The organism is Dermabacter sp. HFH0086, assembly GCF_000413375.1.
Classification (GTDB): domain Bacteria; phylum Actinomycetota; class Actinomycetes; order Actinomycetales; family Dermabacteraceae; genus Dermabacter; species Dermabacter hominis.
Map to the genome: position 1 here is coordinate 1,680,572 of NZ_KE340308.1, position 24,740 is coordinate 1,705,311.

Annotated in this window: 22 protein-coding genes and 1 pseudogene; 17 read left to right on the plus strand and 6 right to left on the minus strand. The window is 61.6% G+C overall.

Going from position 1 to position 24,740, the window contains the following annotated elements; all coding sequences use genetic code 11:
* Positions 1-9 precede the first annotated feature (9 nt).
* From HMPREF1484_RS07370 to HMPREF1484_RS07410, 9 genes are all read left to right on the plus strand, one after another.
* Complete coding sequence (locus HMPREF1484_RS07370) at positions 10-765, plus strand: YebC/PmpR family DNA-binding transcriptional regulator (protein ID WP_016664405.1); 756 nt, start codon at positions 10-12, stop codon at positions 763-765.
* 20 nt (positions 766-785) lie between these two features.
* A complete protein-coding gene (gene ruvC, locus HMPREF1484_RS07375; RefSeq protein WP_016664406.1) occupies positions 786-1,370 on the plus strand; it encodes a crossover junction endodeoxyribonuclease RuvC in 585 nt (194 codons plus the stop codon).
* 27 nt (positions 1,371-1,397) lie between these two features.
* Complete coding sequence (gene ruvA / locus HMPREF1484_RS07380; RefSeq protein ID WP_016664407.1) at positions 1,398-2,054, plus strand: Holliday junction branch migration protein RuvA; 657 nt, start codon at positions 1,398-1,400, stop codon at positions 2,052-2,054.
* A complete protein-coding gene (gene ruvB, locus HMPREF1484_RS07385) occupies positions 2,051-3,160 on the plus strand; it encodes a Holliday junction branch migration DNA helicase RuvB (protein WP_016664408.1) in 1,110 nt (369 codons plus the stop codon). Before ruvA ends, ruvB begins: the two co-directional genes overlap by 4 nt.
* Positions 3,161-3,227: 67 nt before the next feature.
* Positions 3,228-3,602, plus strand: a complete 375-nt coding sequence (gene yajC / locus HMPREF1484_RS07390) for a preprotein translocase subunit YajC (protein WP_051120645.1) — start codon at positions 3,228-3,230, stop codon at positions 3,600-3,602.
* Between the two features lie 62 nt (positions 3,603-3,664).
* On the plus strand, positions 3,665-5,536 hold the full coding sequence (gene secD, locus HMPREF1484_RS07395; protein WP_016664410.1) for a protein translocase subunit SecD: 1,872 nt from the start codon (positions 3,665-3,667) through the stop codon (positions 5,534-5,536).
* Positions 5,536-6,525 (plus strand): protein translocase subunit SecF, encoded by a 990-nt coding sequence (secF, locus tag HMPREF1484_RS07400; RefSeq protein ID WP_016664411.1) that lies wholly within the window; start codon positions 5,536-5,538, stop codon positions 6,523-6,525. The genes secD and secF overlap by 1 nt, the downstream gene beginning before the upstream one ends.
* Complete coding sequence (locus tag HMPREF1484_RS07405) at positions 6,522-7,070, plus strand: adenine phosphoribosyltransferase (protein WP_016664412.1); 549 nt, start codon at positions 6,522-6,524, stop codon at positions 7,068-7,070. The genes secF and HMPREF1484_RS07405 overlap by 4 nt, the downstream gene beginning before the upstream one ends.
* Before the next feature lie 81 nt (positions 7,071-7,151).
* The gene (locus HMPREF1484_RS07410) at positions 7,152-9,422 is read left to right on the plus strand and encodes a bifunctional (p)ppGpp synthetase/guanosine-3',5'-bis(diphosphate) 3'-pyrophosphohydrolase (protein WP_016664413.1); all 2,271 of its coding nucleotides are present in this window, start codon (positions 7,152-7,154) and stop codon (positions 9,420-9,422) included.
* Here HMPREF1484_RS07410 and HMPREF1484_RS07415 read toward each other — a convergent pair.
* Together HMPREF1484_RS07415 and HMPREF1484_RS07420 are read right to left on the minus strand one after the other, a co-directional pair.
* Complete coding sequence (locus HMPREF1484_RS07415) at positions 9,389-10,126, minus strand: hypothetical protein (protein ID WP_016664414.1); 738 nt, start codon at positions 10,124-10,126, stop codon at positions 9,389-9,391. The genes HMPREF1484_RS07410 and HMPREF1484_RS07415 overlap by 34 nt on opposite strands.
* Positions 10,127-10,212: 86 nt before the next feature.
* Entirely contained in the window at positions 10,213-11,796 is a 1,584-nt protein-coding gene (locus HMPREF1484_RS07420) for a DUF349 domain-containing protein (protein WP_016664415.1), read from the minus strand.
* Between the two features lie 171 nt (positions 11,797-11,967).
* Between HMPREF1484_RS07420 and HMPREF1484_RS07425 the strand changes: the two genes are divergently transcribed.
* The 5 genes and pseudogenes from HMPREF1484_RS07425 to HMPREF1484_RS07445 all read left to right on the plus strand — a co-directional run bounded on the left by HMPREF1484_RS07425 (position 11,968) and on the right by HMPREF1484_RS07445 (position 16,184).
* Positions 11,968-12,699 carry an MBL fold metallo-hydrolase gene (locus HMPREF1484_RS07425; protein ID WP_040386528.1) on the plus strand — a complete coding sequence of 244 codons (732 nt, stop codon included), beginning with the start codon at positions 11,968-11,970 and terminating at the stop codon, positions 12,697-12,699.
* A gap of 49 nt (positions 12,700-12,748) precedes the next feature.
* Positions 12,749-14,095, plus strand: a complete 1,347-nt coding sequence (gene hisS / locus HMPREF1484_RS07430; RefSeq protein WP_016664417.1) for a histidine--tRNA ligase — start codon at positions 12,749-12,751, stop codon at positions 14,093-14,095.
* A 26-nt stretch (positions 14,096-14,121) separates the two neighbouring features.
* A pseudogene (locus HMPREF1484_RS07435) lies at positions 14,122-14,505 on the plus strand (thioredoxin family protein); the annotation flags it as partial.
* A gap of 114 nt (positions 14,506-14,619) precedes the next feature.
* Entirely contained in the window at positions 14,620-15,474 is an 855-nt protein-coding gene (locus HMPREF1484_RS07440; protein WP_034374807.1) for a siderophore-interacting protein, read from the plus strand.
* 98 nt (positions 15,475-15,572) lie between these two features.
* On the plus strand, positions 15,573-16,184 hold the full coding sequence (locus tag HMPREF1484_RS07445; protein WP_016664420.1) for a DNA-3-methyladenine glycosylase I: 612 nt from the start codon (positions 15,573-15,575) through the stop codon (positions 16,182-16,184).
* A gap of 12 nt (positions 16,185-16,196) precedes the next feature.
* On the opposite strand, the gene nirD is transcribed toward HMPREF1484_RS07445, so the two are convergent.
* Positions 16,197-16,550 carry a nitrite reductase small subunit NirD gene (gene nirD, locus HMPREF1484_RS07450; protein ID WP_016664421.1) on the minus strand — a complete coding sequence of 118 codons (354 nt, stop codon included), beginning with the start codon at positions 16,548-16,550 and terminating at the stop codon, positions 16,197-16,199.
* 227 nt (positions 16,551-16,777) lie between these two features.
* Here nirD and nirB point away from each other — a divergent pair, with 227 nt between their 5' ends.
* From nirB to HMPREF1484_RS07465, 3 genes are read left to right on the plus strand one after another with little or no spacing between them, the layout of a single operon-like run.
* Positions 16,778-19,486, plus strand: coding sequence for a nitrite reductase large subunit NirB (gene nirB / locus HMPREF1484_RS07455; protein WP_016664422.1), 2,709 nt, complete (start codon positions 16,778-16,780; stop codon positions 19,484-19,486).
* A 4-nt stretch (positions 19,487-19,490) separates the two neighbouring features.
* Complete coding sequence (gene cobA / locus HMPREF1484_RS07460) at positions 19,491-20,564, plus strand: uroporphyrinogen-III C-methyltransferase (protein ID WP_051120647.1); 1,074 nt, start codon at positions 19,491-19,493, stop codon at positions 20,562-20,564.
* A gap of 11 nt (positions 20,565-20,575) precedes the next feature.
* Entirely contained in the window at positions 20,576-21,421 is an 846-nt protein-coding gene (locus tag HMPREF1484_RS07465; protein ID WP_016664424.1) for a uroporphyrinogen-III synthase, read from the plus strand.
* On the opposite strand, the gene HMPREF1484_RS07470 is transcribed toward HMPREF1484_RS07465, so the two are convergent.
* Genes HMPREF1484_RS07470 through metG form a run of 3 tightly spaced genes read right to left on the minus strand, consistent with a single transcriptional unit; the run spans position 21,402 to position 24,720 of the window.
* Positions 21,402-22,124 carry a sirohydrochlorin chelatase gene (locus HMPREF1484_RS07470; protein WP_016664425.1) on the minus strand — a complete coding sequence of 241 codons (723 nt, stop codon included), beginning with the start codon at positions 22,122-22,124 and terminating at the stop codon, positions 21,402-21,404. The genes HMPREF1484_RS07465 and HMPREF1484_RS07470 overlap by 20 nt on opposite strands.
* Before the next feature lie 10 nt (positions 22,125-22,134).
* Positions 22,135-22,908, minus strand: a complete 774-nt coding sequence (locus tag HMPREF1484_RS07475) for an ABC transporter permease (protein ID WP_016664426.1) — start codon at positions 22,906-22,908, stop codon at positions 22,135-22,137.
* A gap of 15 nt (positions 22,909-22,923) precedes the next feature.
* Positions 22,924-24,720: a methionine--tRNA ligase gene (gene metG / locus HMPREF1484_RS07480; protein WP_016664427.1), complete on the minus strand. Its 1,797-nt coding sequence runs from the start codon at positions 24,718-24,720 to the stop codon at positions 22,924-22,926.
* Positions 24,721-24,740: the final 20 nt, after the last annotated feature.

A 24,740-nucleotide genomic window follows, 5' to 3' on the forward strand; every position in this document is an offset into this window, starting at 1 on the left:
GGGAAACCGATGTCAGGTCACTCTAAATGGGCAACAACGAAGCATAAGAAAGCTGCGATCGATGCTAAGCGTTCGAAGCTCTTCGCGAAGCTCATCAAGAACATTGAAGTTGCGGCGCGCATTGGCGGCCCCGACCCCGCCGGTAACCCCACGCTCTACGACGCGATCCAAAAGGCTAAGAAGAGCTCCGTCCCGAACGACAACATTGATCGCGCGGTTAAGCGTGGCGGCGGGCTCGATGGCGCTGGAGTCAACTACGAGACTCTCATGTACGAAGGCTATGCCCCCGGCGGCGTCGCGCTTCTCGTCGAGTGCCTTACCGACAACAAGAACCGCGCCGTTTCGGAGGTGCGCGTGGCCTTCACGCGCAACGGTGGAAACATGGCTGACTCCGGCTCGGTGTCCTATCTCTTCAACCGCAAGGGCGTTGTGACCGTCACCAAGGCCGGCCACACGGAAGATGAGCTGCTCGAGATCGTGCTCGACGCTGGTGCCGAAGAGATCAACGACGAGGGCGAGGTTTTCGAGATCATCTCGGAGGCGTCGGACGTCGTCAGCGTCCGCACCGCACTCCAGGAAGCCGGCGTGGACTACGACAGTGCCGAGGCCTCGTTCGTGCCGACCATGCGAACTGCGGTGGATCTTGAAGGTGCCCAAAAGGTGCTGCGCCTTATCGACGCGCTCGAAGACAGCGACGACGTGCAGAACGTGTACTCAAACCTCGATATCCCCGAGGACGTTGCCGCGCAGCTCGAGGCCGAATAGTCGGCCCACACGAGGGCTGTATGCGAGTTCTGGGAATTGATCCCGGTCTCACCCGGTGCGGGTTTGGGGTCGTCGATGGCGGCCCCGCCCGATCCGTGCGCCTTGAAGCCGTTGGCGTGATCACATCGGCCCGGGACGCCGGCGTGGATGCACGCCTCCTCGAGATTTATCAGGGACTCGTGCACGTGATCGAGCAGTATGCACCGGATATCGTCGCGGTCGAGCGTGTGTTCTCGCAAAATAACGTTTCGACCGTCATGGGGACGGCGCAGGTGTCGGGTCTCGCGATTGTGCTCGCGGCCGAGAGGGGAATCCCGGTCGCGATGCACACTCCTTCCGAGGTTAAACGCGCGATCACGGGCAACGGCCGCGCCGACAAGGCGCAGATTCAAACGATGGTCCAGAAGATTTTGCATTTGGATGCGCCGCCCAAGCCCGCGGATGCGGCGGATGCGGTGGCGATCGGGATCACGCAGCTGTGGCGAGGCTCAGGTCCGGTCAAGTTAGGTTCCGACGGTGCCCGGCGAACAAGCGCCCAAGCTCAGTGGGCCGAGGCCGAGCGAAAGGCTCGACTCGCCCAGGAGAGGTCGACCTCCCGCCTGTAGTCGTACGCGTGTTCTAAAATCGGGGGCGTGATTGCTTCCCTTCGCGGCGCCGTGAGCGCCATCGCTCTCGATTCTTTCGTCCTCGATGTTGGCGGGGTGGGGTACCTGGTCAACACGTCACCACAAACGCTGTCTGCTGTGCGCACGGGGCAAGAGGTGCTCGTGCACACGGAGCTTGTGGTGCGCGAGGATTCGATGACGATCTACGGCTTCTTGACGAAAGACGAAGCCGATCTCTTCCGCACGATTCAATCGGTTTCGGGGATCGGTCCGCGAATTGCGATCGCCGTGCTTGCAGTCATGGACCCCGCAACATTCGCGCGCGCGGTCCTCAACGAGGACCTCAAAACCCTGACCTCGGTGCCTGGAATCGGAAAGAAGGGGGCTCAGCGCATGACCCTCGAGCTGAAGGACAAGGTCGCTCCCTTCGCGGCGGGCACGTCGGAGGGCGCAGCCCCCGTACCCTCGGCGCCGGAGACCAACGAAAGTTCGGTTCTCGATTCGCGCGCCGCGAAAGACGTCGTGCAGGGCCTTCAGGGCCTCGGATGGCCCGAGAAGGGAGCCAAGGAGGCCGTCGAGGCGGTGCTGCTGAGCTATGAAGAGTCCGAGCAAGGATCGAGTGCGAGCCTCGATTCGGGTGTGCTGCTGCGTCTTTCGCTCCGTCAGCTGGGTGGTCGCTCATGATTGAACATTCCGGGGTGAGCGGCGAGGGAGCTGAGACAGGCGAGACTCTCCAGCGGATCATCGGTGCGGAAGCCGGCGCCCTTGACCGCGCAGCAGAGGGTGCCCTGAGGCCCCGTGAGCTTGCCGACTTCGTGGGGCAGAAGAAGGTGCGCGAACAGCTCTCGCTTGTGCTCGATGCCGCATCGCTGCGGGGAACGCCTCCTGAGCACATGCTCCTCTCGGGGCCTCCGGGCCTCGGGAAGACAACACTCGCGATGATCATCGCGCACGAGCTGGGCTCGCCGCTCAAAATTACGTCCGGGCCAGCCGTCCAACACGCCGGTGATCTCGCCGCCATTCTCTCGTCGCTTGAAGAGGGTGAGGTGTTGTTCATCGACGAAATCCATCGCCTCGCACGCCCCGCCGAGGAAATGCTCTACATGGCTATGGAGGATTTTCGCGTCGATGTTGTGGTGGGCAAAGGGGTCGGGGCCACGGCGATCCCACTCGAACTTCCCCCATTTACGGCGGTCGGAGCGACGACGCGCGCCGGGATGCTTCCCTCGCCTCTTCGCGACCGGTTTGGATTTACGGGTCACCTGGACTACTACACGGCCGAAGAACTCGCCCTTGTCATCGCAAGGAGTGCCGCGCGGCTGGAGATAGATATCGATCCTCAAAGCGCGCACGAGATCGCCTCACGTTCGCGCGGTACGCCGCGTATCGCTAATCGACTTCTGAGGCGCGTACGCGACTACGCCCAGGTGCGCGGCGGCGGCGCGATCACGATGGATTCCACTCTCGAAGCGCTCACGGTGTACGAGGTCGACCCCGGTGGCCTCGATCGCTTGGACCGAGCAGTGCTGCAAGCACTGTGCACAAAGTTTGGCGGCGGACCGGTTGGCCTTTCTACCCTCGCGATCGCGGTAGGGGAAGAAACAGAGACCGTCGAGACCGTCGTCGAACCGTTCCTCGTTCGCGAAGGTCTCCTCGGCCGCACCCCGCGAGGCCGCATCGCGACACCCGCGGCATGGGAGCACCTGGGGCTTGACGTTCCCGCCGTCGACCCCGCGCGTGGCGGAACACTCTTCGATGAGCCCGGACGTGAGGACGGTCGCTTTAACTGAGTGGGGAATAGCGGCCATACGCGGGTACAGTGGAACGGATTGTGACTCCCGATGGAAGGCTCGTCTCGTGCAAAACCCCATGTTTTTGATGATCATCATGCTCGTCGTGATGGCTGTACCGATGTTTCTCATGTCGCGCGGTCAGCGCAAGAGGGTGCAGCAGCACCAGGAACTTGTGAAGTCTCTTGGCGTTGGTGATGAAGTCCGTACCCACTCGGGCTTTTACGGCATGATCGTCGAAGAAGAGGGCGACACGGTGATCCTGGAAACCGAGGACGGCTCGCAGCTCAAGTGGAACCGCAACGCGATCGCCGAGCGTGTCGACAGCTTCGGCGAAAACTCGACCGAAGCGACCTTGAGCGATGCTCCCGCCTCCGATGCCGACCTGCGAAGTGACGCGGAGAAGAGCTCGGACTTCCTCGCTGACGACAGCAAGAACTGAATCGAAGAAGGCGACGCGCGGTACCCACGTGCGTCGCCTTCGTATGACTTAAAGGACCGTTCATGCCAGCACGACGCATAGCGCTTACGACGCTCACCGTCCTGATTCTCGTCCTCGGGGGCATCCTTGGCTTCGGCGTGGCGAACAACGGGTGGAAGGCCGCCCCGAAGCTCGCGCTCGATCTCGAAGGAGGCACTCAGGTCATCCTGCAAGCCAAGTCTCACGGCGGTGAGGCGATCACTCCTGAGCAGATGGAGCAGGCACGCCAGATCATTTCCCAGCGCGTGAACGCGATGGGCGTGGCGGAGACGGAGATCTCCGTCCAAGGCGGCACGAATATTGTCGTGAACGTTCCCGGGAAACTCGATGAGGCTACGAGCGATGCACTGCGGCGCACCGCCACCATGAGCTTCCGTCCCGTGCTTCTGCAGGTGGCGCCCAACGCCGGTGTTTCCGATGCAGGCGGGGCAAGCGACGGGACGAGCGAGGATGCTGCGTCGCTCGGTCCCGTTGCGCAGGACGTTGCACCTGCCTCGGATGGCGGGGGAGAGGGATCCTCATCTTCTGCAAGCAAAGGCGTGAACACCTATAAAGGGGCGAAGGCCTGGAGTCAAGAATGGCTCTCAACGGTCGACCAAAAAGAGTTCGCCAAGCTCGACTGCACCGACCCCGACACGCTCAACAACCATTCGGTTACAGGCCGCGACGACGAGGCGGTCGTCGCCTGCGGAGCCGGTGGAACCTCGAAGCTGATCCTCGGTCCAGTTGTCGTCAGCGGCGAAGCGATCAAGGACGCGAGCGCCGGTGCGGACAAGAACAAAACCGGTCAGGATACGGGTTTCTATGCAGTCAATCTGACCTTTAACGATGCGGCCGGTAAGGCCTTCGGCGAAATGAGTTCGGCGCTCTACGGCGATCAGGGAGCGACTAAGCAGTTCGCAATCGTGCTCGATTCCCTCGTGATCTCTGCACCGCAGGTCCAGGCCGTGACGACAACCCAATCCACGATTACGGGCAACTTCACGGCCGATCAGGCGAAGGAACTTGCGAGCCAGCTCAAGTTTGGCGCGCTCCCGCTCGAGTTCACGGTGCAGTCAGAACAACAGATTTCCGCGACGCTCGGCTCCGATCAGCTCACCTCGGGCCTCATCGCGGGTCTTATCGGCCTTGCTCTCGTCGTCATCTATGCCGCATTCCAATACCGAGTGCTCTCAATCGTGACAACCGCATCGCTTGCCATCATGGGCGTGCTCGCTTACCTCATCATCACGCTCATGTCGAACATGCCTGAGATCGGCTATCGCCTTTCTCTTGCAGGAGTTGCCGGCCTTATCGTGTCGATTGCCTTCACTGCGGATTCGTTCATTGTGTACTTCGAACGTGTTCGCGACGAAATCCGCGATGGGCGCGGCATCGTCGCAGCGATCGACCACGGCTGGGACCGGGCGAAGCGTACGATCCTCGCGTCCGACGCCGTCAACGTCATCGCTGCTGTCGTGCTGTATCTCGTGAGCGCGGGCAGCGTACGCGGCTTCGCCTTCACGCTCGGTCTTACAACGGTTCTCGACCTTCTCGTGGTGTTCTTGTTTACGCACCCGCTCCTGCAGAGCCTTGGGCGCACGAACTTCTTCGGGAAAGGGCACCCAGCCTCGGGCCTCGACCCCGCACTGCTCGGGCGCGACGTTCCAGCGTATGCGGGCCGCGCGCGCTTCCGCAGCTCCGAAGAACGCGGAAAGGGGCGTAAAGCCAAGGGCGGCGATAGGGGCGCGGCTGGCGTCGGAACTGAAACCCTTGCCGAGCGCAAGGCGCGCCTCGCACGCGAAGCCGCGGAGGACTCGCATGGTGCCGACCACAACGCCACTCCTACCGGCTCGCACTCAGCGACCACCGAAGCCTCCTCGCCCGAGGACACAACCCCGAAGGAGGACCGCTGATGTCGCGCTTTTCCACGTTCGGCAACGAACTCCACTCCGGTCAACGCTCAATCCCCATCGTTCCTCGCCGCAAATGGTGGTACTTGGGCTCTGCGCTCATCCTGGTGATCCTCGCAGCGATCACGGGGGTGCGGGGCGTGAACTGGGGTATCGAATTCACGGGTGGCAGCGAGTTCCAGATCTCGCACGTGAAGAACCCGGACCAAGCTCTCGCCCGTGATGTTGTGCGCGAACACGTGCCCTCGAACGAGCCGCGCATCTCGCAGGTGGGTGGCAATATTCTGCGCGTTCAAACGGAAGAGCTCTCCACCGATGCGACGAAGGCGCTCAGCGCAGACCTCGCGAAGGCCTACAACGTGCCTGCGGAGGATGTTTCGAGCTCATTCGTCGGGCCCAACTGGGGCGGGGACGTCACCGCGAAGGCTATTCAGGGCATCGTCATCTTCATGCTGCTCGTGACCATTGTGATGGCGCTCTATTTCCGAAACTTCAAGTCATCGGTTGCCGCGATGGCCGCGCTCACCCACGACCTTCTCTTCACAATCGTGGCGTATGGCGCGATCGGATTCGAGGTCACCCCCGCCACGGTGATCGGTTTTCTTACGGTCCTTGGCTACTCGCTCTATGACACGGTCGTCGTCTTCGACAAGGTGCGAGAGAACACTGAGGGCTTCCTCGAGCGCACTGACGCGAGCTTCGCGACCCTCGTCAACCGAGCGACGAACCAAACGCTCGTGCGTTCAATCAATACGTCGGTTGTTGCGCTCTTGCCCGTCGGCTCGATCCTGATTATCGGCGCATTTATTCTTGGAGCCGGAACGCTGAAGGATATTTCGCTCGCCTTGTTCGTGGGCATCATCGCCGGCACCTACTCATCCATCTTCCTTGCGCCGAGCTTCCTCGTGGACCTGCGTAAGGGCGAAAAATCTATCAAGGACCACACACTGCGCGTTGAGCGCACACATGAAAAGGACGTTGTCACGGCATGACCACTACGCCAGTACCCCCCGAAATTGCCGAAATCGAACGCACACACATCGGGCTCTACCAGGATTTTCCGCAGCCCGGCGTCCTCTTTCGCGATATCACCCCGCTTCTGCGTGACCCCAAAGCGATGAAAACCGTCATCAAGTACTGGGCGAGCACCGTTCCCGCCGAGGTTGATCTGGTTGTGGGAACGGAGGCACGTGGTTTCGTTTTTGGTGCCCCGCTCGCGTACGAGATGGACCGCGGTTTTGTGCCTGTGCGAAAGGCAGGCAAGCTTCCGGGGAAGCCGAACTCTCTCACCTACGACCTCGAATACGGTTCAGCAACGATCGAAATCGCGGAAAACGCCGTCCCGAAGGGGGCGCGCGTTCTCGTTCTCGACGATCTTCTGGCAACCGGCGGCACGGCCGCGGCGACTATCCAGCTCGTTGAATCGCTCGGTGCCGAGGTCGTGGCTGCCAGCTTCCTCATCGAGCTTCTCGGACTCGGTGGCCGTGAAAAGCTCGGTGACATCCCGCTGCACACCGTGTGGAGCATCCAGAACTGACTTTGAGTGCCCTGGACATGGCCACGGGCGTTTTTGGGTTTAAACTGGGATAATTCCGACACGAGGAAGGCGGTGAGCGGCATGGATGCGGATCGTGAGGACTCCCGCCCGCGCAAAGTTTGGGGAACGAAAGATGATCCCCTTCTCCTGCCGCTCATCGACGCAATCCGTGAACTTCATCCGGAAGCCGACCTTTCCCTCGTCTATCGCGCGTATAACGTCGCCGAGTACTGGCATCGCCCCCAGTTTCGCAAGAGCGGCGAGCCGTACATTACGCACCCGATTGCGGTCGCGACGATCCTCGCGGGCATGGGTTCCCCGCCCGATGTGCTCGCGGCGGCCCTTCTTCACGACACCGTTGAGGACACCGAATACACGCTTGAAGAGCTCACGACTGATTTCGGCGAGACAATCGCCGTCATGGTTGATGGCGTCACGAAGCTCGACAAAGTGCGGTACGGCGAAGCCGCGCAGGCCGAGACCGTGCGAAAAATGATCATTGCGATGAGCCGCGACATTCGTGTTCTGCTCATCAAGCTCGCGGATCGTCTTCACAACGCTCGCACATGGAAGTTTGTGTCGAGTTCGAGCGCCGAGCGCAAGGCAAAAGAGACACTCGAGATCTATGCACCGCTCGCGCACCGCCTTGGACTTAACGCGATTAAGTGGGAGCTTGAGAATCTGAGCTTCCAGGTGCTCTATCCGAAGCTCTATGACGAAGTGGTGGCGCTCGTTGCCGAGCACGCTCCGGCGCGCGAAGAGTACCTTGCGGGCGTGATCGGCACTATCGAGGAAGACATTAAATCCGCGCACATCGAAGGCACGGTGACGGGTAGGCCGAAGCATTACTACTCGGTCTATCAAAAGATGATCGTGCGCGGGCGCTCGTTCAGCGATATCTATGACCTTGTGGGGATCCGCGTGCTCGTGGACACGGTACGCGACTGCTACGCGGTTCTCGGTATTTTGCACGCGCGTTGGAGCCCTATGCCGGGGCGTTTCAAGGATTACATCGCTCTTCCGAAATTCAACCTTTACCAGTCGCTTCATACGACGGTCATCGGACCTGGCGGCAAGCCCGTTGAAATACAGATTCGCACGTGGGATATGCACCGCCGCGCAGAGTACGGCGTTGCCGCGCACTGGAAGTACAAAGCCGCTACGGCCCGCGGCGAAAAGATCGAGGATTCCCCGCAGAGCTCTGCCGTCGGCGGGGATATGTCGTGGCTTCGCCAGCTTCTTGACTGGCAGAAGGACACGACGGATTCCGATGAATTTCTCGAGTCGCTGCGCTACGAGATGGCCTCGAATGAAGTGTACGTGTTTACGCCCAAGGGCGATGTTGTCTCACTCCCGCAGGGGGCGACTCCCGTCGATTTCGCGTACGCGGTCCACACGGAGGTCGGCCACCGCACGATGAGCGCGCGCGTGAATGGCAAGATCGTGTCGCTTAAATCGGAGCTGAACACGGGCGACGTCGTCGAGGTCTTCACGTCGAAGGCAGAGGGTGCAGGTCCCAGCCAGGATTGGCTGAATTTCGTGGCGTCGACTCGTGCACGCACGAAGATTCGACAGTGGTTCTCGAAAGAGCGACGCGAAGAGGCGCTCGAGCGAGGCCGTGACGAGCTTGCGCTTCAGCTCCGCCGGCAGAATCTGCCGTTGCGCCGCATGCTCACGCACGAGATGCTCACAAACGTCGCGGCGGACCTCAATTACGACTCGGTCGACGCGCTGTATACGGCGATCGGTGAGCACCATGTGAGCGCCGAGAATATCGTGGGTCGCCTCATTTCTGAGGTGGGCGGCGCCGAGGGCGTTCAGGACGACATGGCCGAATCTGTCGTGCCATCGCGGGTGCTCGCGAAGCCGCGCCGCGCCTCACATGCCGATCAGGGCGTCGTTGTGGATGGTCAGCGTGATTTGTGGGTGAAGCTCGCAAAGTGCTGTGCCCCCGTGCCCGGTGATGACATCGTGGGTTTTGTGACGCGTGGCAATGGCGTGAGCGTGCACCATGCAGCGTGCGCGAATGCGGAGCAGATGCGTGAGAAGCAAGCCGATCGCTTCGTGCCGGTGAGGTGGTCTGGCGCGACGAACCAGGCCTACATGGTTCATATCAAGGTCGAGGCACTTGATCGATCACGGCTTCTTACTGATCTCGCTGACGTGATCTCCGAGCTTGAGGTCAATATCCTTTCGGCCTCAGCGCACTCGCTTCCGGATCGTATCGGTGTCGTCTTCTTCTCCTTTGAGCTTGCGGATCCCTCTCATCTTCGTAACGTGCTCACGCAGGTGCGGAAGGTGTCGGGCGTATTCGATGCTTACCGCGTGACGAGCGATGGCAAGCCGATGTGATCTGCGGTCTGATGGTGCGTTTTGGCAGCGCGACCTTCGAGCGTCTTTTCGATCTCTTTAGCGAGTGCTGCGAGCTTTTTGTAGCGGGCTCGCCCCGTCCGTGGTCCCGAGTAACCGTTGCCCCGGCCTGAGCGACACGCGCGATAGGCGATGCGCGTGAGGTCGCTGCTTGTCACCCATCCCTGAGCGACGAGCCTTTCGGCATAGATGCGGGCGGTTTCGTCTGCGCCTTTGCGTGCGAGTTCAGCGAAAGCGCGGTGGGGCGCGAGCGTGGGGATTCCCGCGGGATAGGCGATGTCTCCGGTGGCGAGGGTGATTTTGCGAAGCTCGAGGTCGTCATAGCGTTGGCTGTGCCGTTCTGAGGCGACGATGAGGCGTGAAGGGGAGTAGTCGCCGCCACACCATACCCAAGCCGCGGTGTGATCTGCGATGACTGCCCCCGGCGCGGTCGCGGTAGGGGACATCCGTTCGAGGGCAACGCCGACGGCGGCTGCCCGCTCGCGTACGCCTACCGTGGGAGTGAGGGCCAGGGCGAATCCCGAGCCGAGTGAGGCGAGCGGTAGGTCTCGCGCGAGAAACGGAAGCGATGCGCCGGGCTCGAGGAGGAGTGCGTGCCCCACGTCGAAGGCGAACGGCGCGCGGCCTGCTTCGCGAAGGTGAGGCGCGAGGCATGTTGTCGCGATGGCTTGTGCGGGGCGAGTCATGGCACCAGAATCACATGAAAGGCGGGAGCCCGCAGGGCCCCCGCCTTTCATTGTGGAGAACTTTAGCTGTTGAGCAAGTTCAACGCCTAACCAAGATCTTGAGCGCTACGCTCGATCACTTCGAGCCATTCGCGTCGAGCGTCAAGAGCGGCCTGCGCCTTCTCGATCTTCTTTGCATCACCCGTGGCTTTGGCCTTCTCGAGATCCTCTTCGTAGCTCGCGATGGCTGCGTGCAGCTGCGAGGAGGCGCCCTCGACGCGCGCCTTGGTGCGCGGGTCGGTCCGGCGCCACTCGTCGTCCTCAGCCTTCTGGAACGCGGCGCGAACGGCGCGGATACGGTCCTCGACGCGACGCATCGCGTTGCGGGGGACACGGCCAGCGGCGTCGTAGCGGTCCTCGATCGAGCGGAACTGCTCCTTTGCCTTGTCCAAATCGGTGATGGGCAAAAGAGCCTCAGCCTCGGCGAGGAGGGCTTCCTTCACTTTAAGGTTTTCGGACTGTTCCGCCTCGATTTTCTTGAGGTCGGCGTTGCGGCGATCAAAGAAGGAATCCTGCGCGGCTTTGAACTTTGCCCACTGGGCGTCGTCCTTCTTGCGGTTACCGCGGGGAGCAGCACGCCACTGATCCATGAGCGAGCGGAACTCTCGGGCCGTAGGGCCGAAGTCTTCAGAGTCCCGGATAGCCTCCGCCTGTTCGATGAGGCGTGCCTTGATCTTTTCCGCCTTCGCGTGCTGTTCATCGAGCTCACTGAAGTGCGCCCGGCGCTTGCGGTCAAATTCGCTTCGGGCGGCTGAGAGGCGCTTCCACAGCTTGTCCTCGACTTCCCGTTCGAGCGACACCTCGTTCTTTTGCATCTCTTTCCAATTTGGCACCATCGAGCGCATCGTCTCGGCGGCCTTTTTCCAGGAGATGCGGTGGGAGTCGGTGGCGACGAGCTCCTCGATTCCTTCGACGAACGCGGTGCGCTTCTTGGTCGACTCCTCGCGGGCAGCGAGGCGTGCCTTCTCAAGTTCGCCGATGAGCTCCTTCGCCTTCTCTCGAAGTTCGTGGGCGCGTTCGCGCAGCGCGGGGATGTCGCCGACGACCTTCGGCTCCTTCATGTTCTTACGCATCTGCTCGAGGATGCGGTTGAGGTCTGCCTGGGTGAGCCCGGGAACCTGGAGCTTCTGCTCGACCACGTCGAGGAAGGCGCTCAGATCGAGGTAGGCGTGGGCGAAGGGGGTGAGAGCCTTCTCGCGCTCGGTGCCTTTTTCAACGGTGCCGATTTCGCGGATCTGGGTGCCGTCTTTCACCGTGACGGTTCCTTCGTCGGTCACGTCGCCGAACGTGAGGGCTTCGGCAACCTTGGCGTCGTCGTAGCTTGTTGCGGTGGGAACGATAGGAACGAGCGGGGTGCGCGGAGTCTTACCTTTGAGCTGTGCGGGGGAGCCTGGCTTAGGTGCGCTGGGCTTCGGTGCTCCCGGCTTTGGAACACTCGGCTTCGGTGACGGCGTCTCGGCTGTTTCTTCCGACGCCTCAGTCGCTTGCGGCGCTTCTGCTTCGGTGGCCTGCGCGCTTGCCTCTGCTGATTCAGGAGTCTGCGTGGCCTGAGGGGATTGAGGGGCCTCAGGTGTCGCAGGGGCCTCGGGCACGGCGGGGTTCTCGGGGGTGTTCTGGTCGTTCTCGTTCACGAGCTTCTCCTAGGATTCGAGGGCACCGGGGTGCCTCGGACAGGGGACGGGGCATATTGCCTCGCACCAACGGCGGCGCATTAGCCACGGCATTACCTAAAACTGTATCGCGGATAACACTGCGAACGGAATTCGATGCCGCGGCATGGGAAACGCGGCACGATAGTAGGCATGACTGATCTGCGCGCTACCCTCGATTTCGTGCTGTCCCCCTATTTGAGTGCCACGTGCTCGATCCTGAATGACGGAACCGACGCTCTCGTCGTGGACCCCGGGCTCGAGGTCCACGCTGAAGTGACGAACGTGCTCGAGGAGCAGGGCCTCAACCTGCGAGCGATCCTCGTGTCTCACGGCCACCTCGACCACGTTGCCGACGCCGCCCTCCTAGCCTCGCAGTTCGACGTACCGGTGTACGTGGGCGCTCGCGACGAATACAGGCTGGAGGACCCTATGGGCCAGCTGCCGTCGGCATTTACCAACCAGATCCGACCCCGCTGGGACGCGCGCGGCTGGTCTAAGCCCGCGGACGTGCGCCCCCTTGGGGATGGCGATGCCCTCGATGCGGGGAACCTGCGTCTCGTCGCACACGCGCACCCCGGACACACGGAAGGCTCGACACTCTATTTCTTCGACGGTCCCGTACACATCAATCCGCTCGTTGGGGTGACGCTGCGTGCCCTCACCGCGCCCGCCTTGGCCTTCACTGGAGACGTGCTGTTCAAGGGAACGATCGGACGCACCGATCTTCCGGGCGGCAACCCCGAAGAGATGAAGGCTTCGCTTACGAAGCTTCGAGGGTTCGCTCTTGAGCATGCTGAGGCAGTGATTGTGCCGGGCCACGGTCCCCTGAGCATTTTCCGGGACGAACTGGCGGATAATGGATACCTGCGCACCGCCTTCTGAGGCTGGATCAGCGTAGAAGACACCACAATCTGTCAAGGAGAATTGCCCCATGGCGAAAGTGACGCCGCTTTCCGGATTTCCCGAATGGCTCCCTGCCGAGCGACGCATCGAGCAGCACGTGATGGACACGTTCCGGGATGTCGCGGAGCTGCACGGCTTCTCCAATATCGAGACCCGTGCGGTTGAGCCGCTCGATCAACTGTTGCGCAAAGGGGAGACCAGTAAAGAGGTCTACCTGATCTCACGTCTTCAAGCCGACGATGAGGATCGCGATAAGGAGGGCCAGAAGCTCGGCCTTCACTTCGACCTCACCGTCCCGCTTGCGCGGTACGTTCTCGAGCATCAAAACGATCTCGCGTTCCCCTTCCGCCGCTACCAGATTCAAAAGGTGTGGCGCGGCGAACGCCCCCAGGACGGCCGTTTCCGCGAGTTTTATCAAGCGGATATCGACATCATTGGGCAAGATACGCTGCCTCCTCACATGGATGCCGATGTCGCGATCGTGATGGCCGAGGTGCTCGGGAAACTCCCGATTCCTGGCTTCACGATCTCGGTGAACAATCGCAAGCTTTCGCAGGGCGTCTTCGAGGCACTGGGGCTCACCGATATCGAAGGTGTCCTCAGGCAGCTCGACAAACTCGCCAAGGTTGGCGAAGCGGAGGTGCGCACACTCCTCATCGAGCACGCGGGAGCGAGCGAAGAACAGGCTGACGGCTGCCTTGCTTTCGCGCGGATCAAGGCGACCCATGAGGACCTCGCCGAGAAAGTCAACGCCCTTGGCGTCTCAAGCGAGGCGATTACGCATGCACTCGAGGAGCTGAGCTTCGTGATCCGCACCGTCAACGCCTCGGTGCCGGGCGCTTGCATCGCCGATCTCTCGATCGCGCGAGGTCTCGACTACTACACGGGAACGGTGTTCGAAACCTTCGTAGAAGGCCACGAGGATCTTGGTTCGATCTGCTCGGGCGGTCGGTACGACACGCTCGCAACCGACAACCGCCACTCCTACCCGGGCGTCGGTCTTTCGATTGGTCTTTCTCGTCTTGTCTCGCGGCTCGTGACGCGGTCGCTCGCGACCTCCACGAGAGCGGTGCCGACCGTTGCACTCGTCGCGGTAGCGGACGAGGAGCACCGTGAGGCGAGCGTCGACGTCGCCCGTGTGCTTCGTTCGCGAGGTATTTCTGCCGAAGTCGCACCGAGTGCTGCGAAGTTCGGCAAGCAGATCAAGTACGCGGATCGCCGCGGGATTCCCTTCGTGTTCTTCCCCTCCGAGGATGGCAGGGGAGAAGTTAAAGACATTCGTAGCGGCGAACAGACCCCAGCCGACGCGCACACGTGGCAGCCGCCAAAAGACGACATGACCGCGCGTGTGGTGGCGACCACCTCGACCAAATAACCTGAAATAAGAACGCTTTTAAGGGAGTTAGAAACGATATGGCTACCGTAGAGATGACCAAGGAAAACCACGACGAACTCGTCAAGGACGGGATCGTCTTCATCGACTTCTGGGCAGAATGGTGCGGCCCGTGCCAGCGCTTCGCCCCGATTTTCGAGAAGGCCTCGGAGGAGAACCCCGACGTGACCTTTGCGAAGGTTGACACGGAGGACCAAACCGAACTGCAAATGCAGTACGGCGCAACGTCGATCCCCACCATCGTGGCGTACCGCGATGGCATCCCCGTGTTCGGCCAGCCCGGCGCCCTTCGTCAGGCTGATCTTGACTCGCTCATCGCGCAGGTGCGCGGCCTCAACATGGATGAGGTCCGCAAGGCCTACGAAGAGCAGCAGGCAAAGCAGGGCAAGTAAGCACTCGCTCTTTGTAAGAGGGAAGGGGCTCGCCAGAAGAGACGAGCCCCTTCCCCCTTATTTTTTGAAAGTGTACGGTTTTGAAAATGGGGAGCTGTCGGTATAGTGCTGCGCATGACATCGGAAAGCTCCGCGCTCCCTCCCCGTAGCAAACCTAAGCGCCAGCAGGCGGTGCTCACCGTTCAGGACAAGACGCAGTTGAGTAAGAATCTCGTGAGGCTCTGCCTTGGCGGCTCTGACTACGTAAAGCTCAATCGCAATTCGTGTACGGATGCTTACGTCAAGCTCCTTTTGCCGCAGCCCGGAAGCGGTCTTGCAGCACCTTTCGATATGGAGCGGCTCCGAGACGAAGCCCCCGAACTCTTGCCCGCACGCCGCACGTATACGGTCCGCCGCTGGGATGATGCGAACGAGAGGCTTTGGATTGACGTTGTCGTGCACAACGCTCCGGGTCAGCACGGCCTTGCATCCGACTGGGCTGCACGTGCGCAAGAAGGTGACCGAATCGCGCTGTTGGGTGCAGGTGGGAGCTACTCTCCGCAACTGGACGCTGATCTCCACGTGCTCATTGGAGACCACGCAACAGTTCCGGCGATCGCCGCCGCACTAGAAGCAATGCCGTCGAGCGCGCGGGGCCACGCCGTCATTCACATCGAAGACGAAGCCGATATCCTCCCTCTTTCTCACCCGGAGGGCTTTTCGCTCCAATGGGTTGTTGGAGCGCGCGAGGGGCTGCTCGTGGCTGTCGAAACGCTCGATATTCCACACGACATCATCGACAAGCGTGGCGTCCATGTCTTTTGTCACGCCGAACGCGGCCTCACGAAGCAGTTGCGTGCCCGTCTCGTGCGCGAAAGAGGCATTGCGCGCGAAGACATTTCGATCTCGGCGTATTGGGCGCTCGGCCGAGTGGAAGATCGATTCCAGGCAGAAAAGCGCGAAGCGATCGGTCGCATCGACCCCGACTGAGGGCGGTCTTGCTACGGCTCGTGCTCCACACCTTGGTGTTTTCCAAGTACTTGCACTGCCGAGAACATGCTGCGAAGAACAGTCGCTAGTCTCGAAACATGAACAGCACTCTCACCACGCTGCCAAGCTGGGCACGCACAAGCGAGCTTATGGAGCACTACTACCTCACGGAATGGGGTGTCCCTGTGACTGATGAGACCGGCGTTTTTGAGCGTGTGAGTCTCGAGGTCTTCCAATGCGGGCTCTCGTGGTCAACGATACTTGCACGACGCGAGGCTTTCCGCGAGGTTTTTCACTCCTTCGAGGTGGACCGGGTCGCAGCGATGGGGGAGAGCGACGTCGAGCGCCTCATGGGGGACCGGCGGATCATCCGTAACCGTCGGAAAATTGAGGCGACCATTGGCAATGCTCGCGCCGCACAGGCCTTGCGCGAAGAAGGTACTGACCTCGCCACGCTCCTGTGGAGGTACGTTCCCGAAAGGACCTACGCTCCTCGGACGCAAGAAGAAATACCCTCGCGCGATGAGACTTCGACGCAGATGTCAAAGGATCTCAAAGCACGAGGGTTCTCTTTCGTGGGACCGACAACCTGTTTTGCACTGATGGAGGCGATAGGAATCGTGGACACGCATCTCGTCACATCGCCTCGCCGAGGAAGCTCAGGTGTTTTTGATTCCGACGGTCACCGCACTTGCGCCGTGGCGCGATAAAGAAGACTGAGCTCAGGCAGGAGTTTTTGAATCGAGATCGACCTCGATGACACCGTCGGTCACGCGCGAGGCGTAAACGGGAAGGGTGTAGTCATCGCTCGCGTAGCACTTGCCGGTTTCGAGGTCGTACACCTCCTTGTAAATTGGGCTTGCGAGGGTAGCGCGATGAATGCCGTCTACCTCGCGATCGCCCACGATCCCGCGTGACATGACGCCCTGCTGGGTACGCGGATCCACGTTTGAGACGACGTAAATCTTGCCGTCCCAGGCCTTCACTACGGCAACCTGCTCGGTGCCGAAAAGTGCCGCTTCAGGCAGATCCTGGTTGATGTCGTTCTCCTTGCAGATGCTCTGCCAGTTGCTCATGGGTGTCCTCGCTTGTCGGCTCAAGTGGCGGGCAATGTCGATGACGGGGGAATGCGGCCAGTACGGTATCTGGCCTGCGACTTCGCGGACCAAAGTCCCATGCGGGACTCCTGTGGGGTGACGCAAAAATCCCTCGTTCTTGCAACTCCACTGTACTCGAAAACGACGGCAGATTTTGTGTAGGGTGAGACCACGTCTACACCCCTAGCCTTGATGTAGGAGCTGCCGTGAGCACTGCCGACGTTGCCCCCAACTCTGAAACCGCTGGCGAGGAAACTCTCGTCAAGCACGTCGTTGTCGTTGGTGGCGGACCTGCCGCCCAACGCTTCGCGGAAACGATGCAGGCGCGCGATAAAGCAGGCGCCTACAAGATCACAGTCATCTCGGAAGAGAAGGTTGAGCCTTACGATCGCGTCAATCTCGCGAAGCGTTGGGATAAGAGCTACGACCTGACACTTGGCGATCGCTCGCTGTGGGAAGACCCGCACATTGACCTGCGCCTCGGCGATCGCGTGAACTCGATCGATACCGAATCGAAGCTCGTGCGCACCTCCTCCGGCACTGTGTACGGTTACGACGAGCTAGTACTGGCGACCGGATCTAACGCTTTTACGCCTCCCATCAATGGCTGGGACACGAAGGGCGTGTTCGTATACCGCACCGTTGACGACGTCGACGGCATGAGCGCGACGGTTGAGGCGCTCAAGGACGATGAAAAGCGCACGGGTAAGGCCATTGTTCTCGGCGGCGGTCTCCTCGGCCTCGAAGCCGCCGGTGGCCTCGCGAGCGAGGGCTACGAAGTTCACCTCGTTGAGCTCGCCGGATGGCTCATGCCGGCTCAGCTTGACGAAGGCGGTGGCAACCTCCTCAACCGCCTTATCGAGCAGCGCGGCATTGTGCTCCATACGGGTGTGAGTCTCGAGCAAGTTCTACCGCGCATTGAGTACCGCAAGGGCAATACCGCGGACGAAGAGGCCATTAACGCTGCTGCCTCAAACGTTCGTGGCGTCAAACTTTCCGATGGGACCGAGCTTGACGCCGATCTCGTGTGCCTCGCTGTTGGCATCCGCCCTCGCGACGAACTCGGTAAGGTCAACGGCTTCGAGATGGGCCCGCGCGGCGGCATCATGGTCGGTCAGGATTGCCGCACCTCGGTCGAACACGTGTGGGCGATTGGTGAATGCGCCGCGATGGAAGGCCGCACGATCGGTCTCGTTGCCCCCGCCAATACGATGGCCGAGGTCGTCGCCGATCAGCTCCTTGGTGGCGAGAAGCTCTTCGGCGAAATTGACGGCTCGACCAAGCTCAAGCTTTCTGGCATCGATGTCGCGAGCTTCGGCGATGCGAAGGGCGCCGAGAAAGACTCGCTCGACGTGGTCTACGCCGATCCCACCCGCGGCATTTATCAGCGCCTCGTCATGAGTCCTGACGCGGCCGTCCTCCGCGGCGGCATCCTCGTGGGCGACGCTTCTAACTACTCGACGCTTCGCGCCTACATCGGTCGTGAACTTCCGGGAGATCCGGCGGCGTATCTTGCAGCCGGCGGCGGCGAAGTTCCCGATTCCGGCGACATGCCCGACGACGTCATCGTCTGCTCGTGCAACAACATTTCCGCGGGCACCATCAAGGCAGCGATTAACGGTGAGGGTGACTTCGCCGAAGCGTGCCACGACATTCCGTCGATCAAGGCCGCAACGACGGCCGGAACTCAATGTGGCTCGTGTGTGCCGCTTTTGACCAAGATCCTTGGAAACGAGCTCGCGAAGTCCGGCATTGCCATGTCGCGCGGCCTCTGCGAGCACTTCTCGATGCCTCGCGCCGAGCTCTTCCAGATCGTTAAGGAACACGACCTCAAGAGCTTCCCCGAAGTCATTGGCCGCTACGGCAAGGGCAATGGCTGTGACGTGTGTAAGCCCGTCGTCGCGTCGATCCTCGCGTCGCTCCGCGATGATTACATCCTCGGCAAAGGGCTCCAGGAGCTTCAGGACACGAACGACCGCTTCATCGCGAACATGCAGAAGGACGGCACCTACTCGGTGATCCCGCGCATGCCTGGCGGTGAGGTGAACCCCGAAGCTCTCGTTGTCCTCGCTGAGGTTGCACGAGACTTCAACCTGTACACGAAGATCACAGGCGCGCAGCGCATCGGTCTGTTCGGTGCCCGCCTTGAGCAGCTTCCGAATATCTGGACGCGCCTCGTGGAGGCCGGGTTTGAATCGGGCCAGGCCTATGGCAAGAGCCTTCGCGCGGTCAAGAGCTGCGTGGGTACGGATTGGTGCCGCTTCGGCCAGCAGGACTCGGTTGGCATGGCCGTGCTCCTCGAGAACCGCTACAAGGGCCTGCGTTCGCCGCACAAGTTCAAGCTCGGTGTGTCGGGCTGCGCGCGCGAATGTGCGGAGGCGCGCGGCAAGGACATCGGCGTGATCGCGACAGATAAGGGTTGGAACCTTTACGTTGGCGGCAACGGTGGCTTCACGCCGCGCCACGCCGACGAGTTTGCGCACGATTTGAGTGACGAAGAGCTCGTAAAGTACGTCGACCGTTTCCTCATGTACTACATCTCGGATGCCGACAAGCTTCAGCGCACTGCCTCATGGGTTGAGGCTCGGGGCATCGACCACGTTAAGGAAGCCGTGCTTGAGGATTCACTCGGCATGGGCGAGCAGTGGGAGCACGAGATGCAGAAGTTCGTGGACAACCACAAGGACGAATGGGTCGAGGCCGTGAAGGATCCCCAGAAGCTTTCGCGCTTCCGGTCCTTCATCAACGCCCCCGACACGCCAGATCCGCTATTCGCGCGCGTGCCGATGCGCGATCAGAACCGCCCGGCCACGCTCGAGGAGCGCGAACAGGTGCTCATCTCCGGTCCAGTGATCTCCTTCCGCGATGCGCACGGCCAAGAGGTTCCCGCCGAGCAGGTCCTCGAACGCCAGTAGCTTCGTGAAGGCTTCTGACCTCTCTGTTGCACACCAGTGGCGGGGCCGCGTCGTTGATCTGACGGATCACCGCGGTCCCGCCGGTTGGCGTGCTGCGCAGGCGCTTGCCCGCGAAGGCGCCATTGTTTACCTCGGTGATGCGGCCCAGCACGAGCGCGCGTGCAGTTTCGATCAACAGGCGCGGGAACTCGGGCACGAGGCGCTCGTGCTTCAGTGGGCGAGCGAGCCACGTGGGCAGATTCGTTCCGACGCTTGCCCGCCTCACGCCGAGAAAGTGACGCTTTCCGAAGACCAGGAACCGTCGGACAATCGCGCCCACACGCCCGGCGCTGTCACCCTCGTGGGTGGAGGGCCGGGGGAGCCGGACCTCCTGACCGTAGCCGCGCTCAAGGCGACCCTGCGCGCCGACGTCATTCTTCTCGATCGTCTGGGCGTGGCGCTCAATGTCATGGATCTCGCGCCTGGCGCACTCGTTCTCGACGTTGGTAAGGCCCCGGGACGCCACAAAATGTCGCAAGAGCGCATAAACGACACAATGCTCGCCTTTGCGCGCGAAGGGGCGAGGGTGGTGCGGCTCAAGGGTGGCGATGTGTTCATTTTTGGGCGCGGGGGAGAAGAATGGCGGTTTCTCGCCGCTCACGGCATCCGCGTCGACATCGTCCCTGGAATCACGAGTGCGCTCAGCGTTCCCGCCCATGCGGGCGTCTCGGCAACCTATCGCAATGTAACGCGCGCGGTCACGATCATCTCGGGCCACCAGCCGTTTAACAATGCCGAGCTTTCGGCCCTCGTCGCGCTTGGCGGGACGATCGTGATTCTCATGGGAGTGGCAACCTTCCCCTCAACCGTTGCGGGCTTGCGAGCGGCTGGTCTGCCGGAGTCCACTGGCGTCGCGCTCTTAGAGCAGGGTTACACCGCCCACGAGCGCCATACGTTTACAACGCTCGGCGCTGCGATCGAGGATGCCCGTTCGCGCAACGTGACGAACCCGGCGATAATCGTGATCGGTGACGTCGTCAACGTCCGGGAAACCTCGGCAGAACTCGCCGAAACAACCCCGCTCGCCGCTACCGAATAAGAGGAGTTCCCATGAGCATCCCTAACCCGACCGCCGCAGCCGAACCAACTGAGCGTCCTCTTGCCGGTCTGCGCGTGGCCGTGACCGCTACACGACGTGCCGACGACCAAATCGCTGCTCTCGAGCGCGCCGGAGCCGAAGCATTCCACGCTCCCACGATGCGCATCGTTCCAGTCGAAGACGACACGGCACTGATCGAAGAAACCCATGCTCTTCTTGAGGCAGCCCCGCCGACGTTCTTCGTGACGACCGGGCAGGGCATCAATTCATGGCTCGACATCCTTGAGGATCCTCTCAAGCAGCAGGTCCTCGACTACCTCTCCACGACACAGATCATTTGCCGCGGATCTAAAGGCCGTGGCACCGTTCGCAAGTGGGGGCTTCCCGACGCTCCGAGCAGCGAGAAGGAAACGAGCACGTCGATGGTCGAGCTCGCGCTCGAACTCGGTATCGCCGATGGGCCAGTGGGGCTTCAGCGCCACGGATACGTCCCAGACAAGGCTCTCGCGCCGCTCGGCGACCGTGAACTCTACGTTGTGGCACCGTATCGGTGGGAACTCGCCGAGGACCTCGCACCGGTCCACACTCTCGTGAACGCGATCATCGCACGAGAGGTCGATGCGGTGACGTTCACCGCGGCGCCAGCCGTAGTCGCGCTCTTCCAAGTCGCGGAGGAGATGGGGGCTCGCACACAGCTTCTCGAAGCTCTCGACAGCGATGTGTGCCCGGTTGCCGTCGGACACGTGACCGCCGAGCCGCTTGAGGACGAGGGGCTGCGCCCGCTTTACCCCGAGCGCGAAAGGCTCGGCGCAATGGTCAAGCTCATGGGAGAGAAGCTCAGGTCTCGCGAGCGCTGAGTCGAGAAAGCGCGCTTTCGTAGCGCGCAGCCACGATCGGAGCGAGGGCGTCGCCGAGATGATCGAGGACCACCCAGCCCGCGTCCCGGGCGCGCTCGCGCGCCCTATCGAGCAGCAAGCCGGGGGCGGCAAATAGTGGCAGCACAGTTCCTGGGCCTTTGGCGTTTTCGAGGCGATCGTTGAGGCGCGGCTCGCACGTGGCAAAACGTACGTGGACGCTCCGTCTCGTGGATGCGGCGAGGTCATCGCCGAGCGCTTGAACCGCTTCGTTTGCACCCGGGCGCGACGAGCCAACCGCGAGGAGGATGATCTCGCCGCGTGGATTCTCACCCTCGCCCTGGTCGAGCCGAGTTGCGAGGACGTCCACCATCTCTGCGCCCGTGCCGAGCACCTCGGCCTGCACGAGTTCGATCCCGTGGGCGGCTTTCGCCTCGCGCAGCTCGCTCGGTGCGTCCTCAGTCGCGTGATAGGCCTCGGTGAATAGAAGCGGCACCGCGACAGCGGAGGAATACCCGTGTTCAGCGAGCATTTTCGCAACCTCGGTAATTGAAGGCGAGGCAAAATCCTCTAGATAGGCAGCGTGAGCCTCGACGCCGAGGCGGGCTCCCGCAGCGAAAACGAGGGACTCGGTCACGGCTGCGGCATCGGGGTTGCGGCTTCCGTGGGCGATACCTATCAATGCGGGGGCGGTCGATAACGTCATGCCAAAAACCCTACCCGACGTGCGCTTCCTTGATATTATCGGCGCGCCCCGGCCGGCCGGCGGCAACGGGATCGGATCCCCACATTATGAGTGCTGCCGCGATCGTGCCGGTTGCCATGATGCCCGCGAGCACGAGCAGCTGGAACCGGCCAGCTTCAAGCGGGGAAGCACCCGCGAACACGGCCCCCACGAACGCCCCTGGCATGGTCACAATTCCCGTGACACGGGTTTGATCCACATTCGGGATGAGGGCTTCGCTCATGGCCTTGGACGCGATATCGCGCACCGCCCGGCGATTCGTTGCACCGAGACCGAGCCACCCCTCGATCTCACCCCAATGCTGCGCGACGTCCTGGCTGAGCCTACGGCCTGAGAGGGTCACGACGCTCATGGCATTACCCGTAATAATGCCGCCGAAGGCAAGGAGGTTTTGTCCCGTGAAGGACAGTGCCCCCGTGAGGAAGACGGTAAGAACAGACACCGCTACAGCCGTGCTCATCGAGATCGCGACGAGCACAACGGTGCGTGCATCACCGCCAAGTCGCCTCGACGAGGTCCAGATGCCAAAGCCGAGCATGACGAGCAGCGCGAGAAAGACGTACGCAACGTTCGTGATCGCGAGGCTAAGGACGCTTGCGAGGATCGCAAGCTGCAAAAGTGCCCGCACGAGGGCCACGGCAGGATCCGCCCACTTGGGAATGCTCCACGCACGCCGGAGCGCGAGCGTCAAAGTGAGGCACAGAGCGAGAGCGAAAGCAGTCGCGAGAAGAACAGATGTGCTCACGCCCAGCTCCCGAACCTACTGTTTATCGACACCGAGGCGCTCGAGTTCCTCTTCGATGATGCTCGGATCGAGCTTGCGGAAGATCGGCTTCGGTTTCGCGACAGGCGCCCCGACCGTGACCGGGCGATGGCCCCACGCAGGAACGTTCGTGTAGTCGCCCGTAATAATCGGGTATGAGCCGTCGGCGTCGAGATCGTCGACCTCTTCGATGCGCGGCATCGGCGCAACCTCAAGAGTGCCGCCCAGCACCTTCTCCACCTCGTTCGCAGAGAACGGCAAGAACGGCGCAAGCATGGTGTTGAGGTCGGTGACGACCTGCGCGAGCACGTGAAGGATCGTGAGCAGGCGGGGCCGTTCCTCCTCCGCTTTGAGCTTGAACGGCTCGGTCGCCGAGACATAAGCGTTTGCCTCACCCACGAGGTGCATAATCTCGCTAATCGCGGCACGCTGGCGGTGGGTACGAATGAGGTTTCCGACGGTGTCAAAGCCCTCGGTGACCTTCGCGAGAAGGGCGTTATCGGCATCCGTGAATTCACCGGCGGCGGGAATCTCACCGACGTTTTTCGCGATCATCGCGGCCGTTCGGTTCACAAGATTGCCCCATCCGGCAACGAGCTCGTTATTCGTGCGTGACACGAACTCGCTCCACGTGAAGTCGGCATCCTGGTTCTCAGGGCCCGCCGCGGAAATGAAGTAGCGCAGTGCATCGGCCTGGTAGCGTTCGAGAACATCGCGCACATAAATAACGACGCCCTTGGAACTCGAGAATTTCTTCCCCTCCATCGTGAGGAACTCCGAGCTCACAACCTCCGTCGGAAGATTAAGCGTGCCAAGCCTGCCGGGCTCACCGCCCTTGCTGCCGCCCCCGTTGTGGGCGATCAACTCGGCCGGCCAGATCTGTGAGTGGAAGACGATGTTGTCCTTGCCCATGAAGTAGTAGGAAAGAGCCTCCGGATCGTTCCACCACTTGCGCCAGGCCTCGGGGTCACCCGAGCGGCGTGCCCACTCAATTGACGCCGAAAGATAGCCAATCACCGCATCGAACCACACGTACAGGCGCTTCGTGGGCTGATCCTCCCACCCCGGAACTGGAATGCCCCAGTCGATATCGCGGGTCATCGCGCGCGGCTTGATGTCCTTGAGGATGTTCTGGCTAAAGCGGATGACGTTCGGGCGCCACAGCCCCGTCGCCTCGCGCTCGTCAAGCCACGCTCCGAGTGCGTCGGCGAGTGCGGGAAGGTCTAGGAAATAGTGCGTTGTTTCGATGAACTTCGGGGTTTCGCCATTGATACGGGAGACCGGGTCGATGAGATCGGTCGGGTCGAGCTGGTTGCCGCACGCATCGCACTGATCGCCGCGAGCACCCGGCGTTTTACACAGAGGGCACGTGCCCTCGATGTAGCGGTCGGGGAGAGTGCGGCCGGTCGAGGGGGAAATTGCGCCGCGGGTGACCTGCTCAATCATGTAGCCGTTGTCCCGCACAGTCGTGAACATTTCCTGCACGATCGCGTAGTGGTTGCCCGAGGTCGTGCGAGTAAAAAGGTCGTAGGAAAGACCCAAATTGACGAGGTCCTCGACGATCACGCGGTTGTTGCGGTCCGCGAGTTCCCGCGCCGTGATGCCCTCCTGATCAGCGGCCACGAGAATTGGCGTGCCGTGTTCGTCGGTTCCCGAGACCATGAGCACGTCGTGCCCGGCCATTCGCATGTAGCGCGAGAACACATCGGAAGGGACACCGAATCCGGCAACGTGGCCGATGTGGCGGGGTCCATTTGCATAGGGCCAGGCAACAGCAGAAAGCACAGTACTCATAGGGCTCCAATTCTACGACT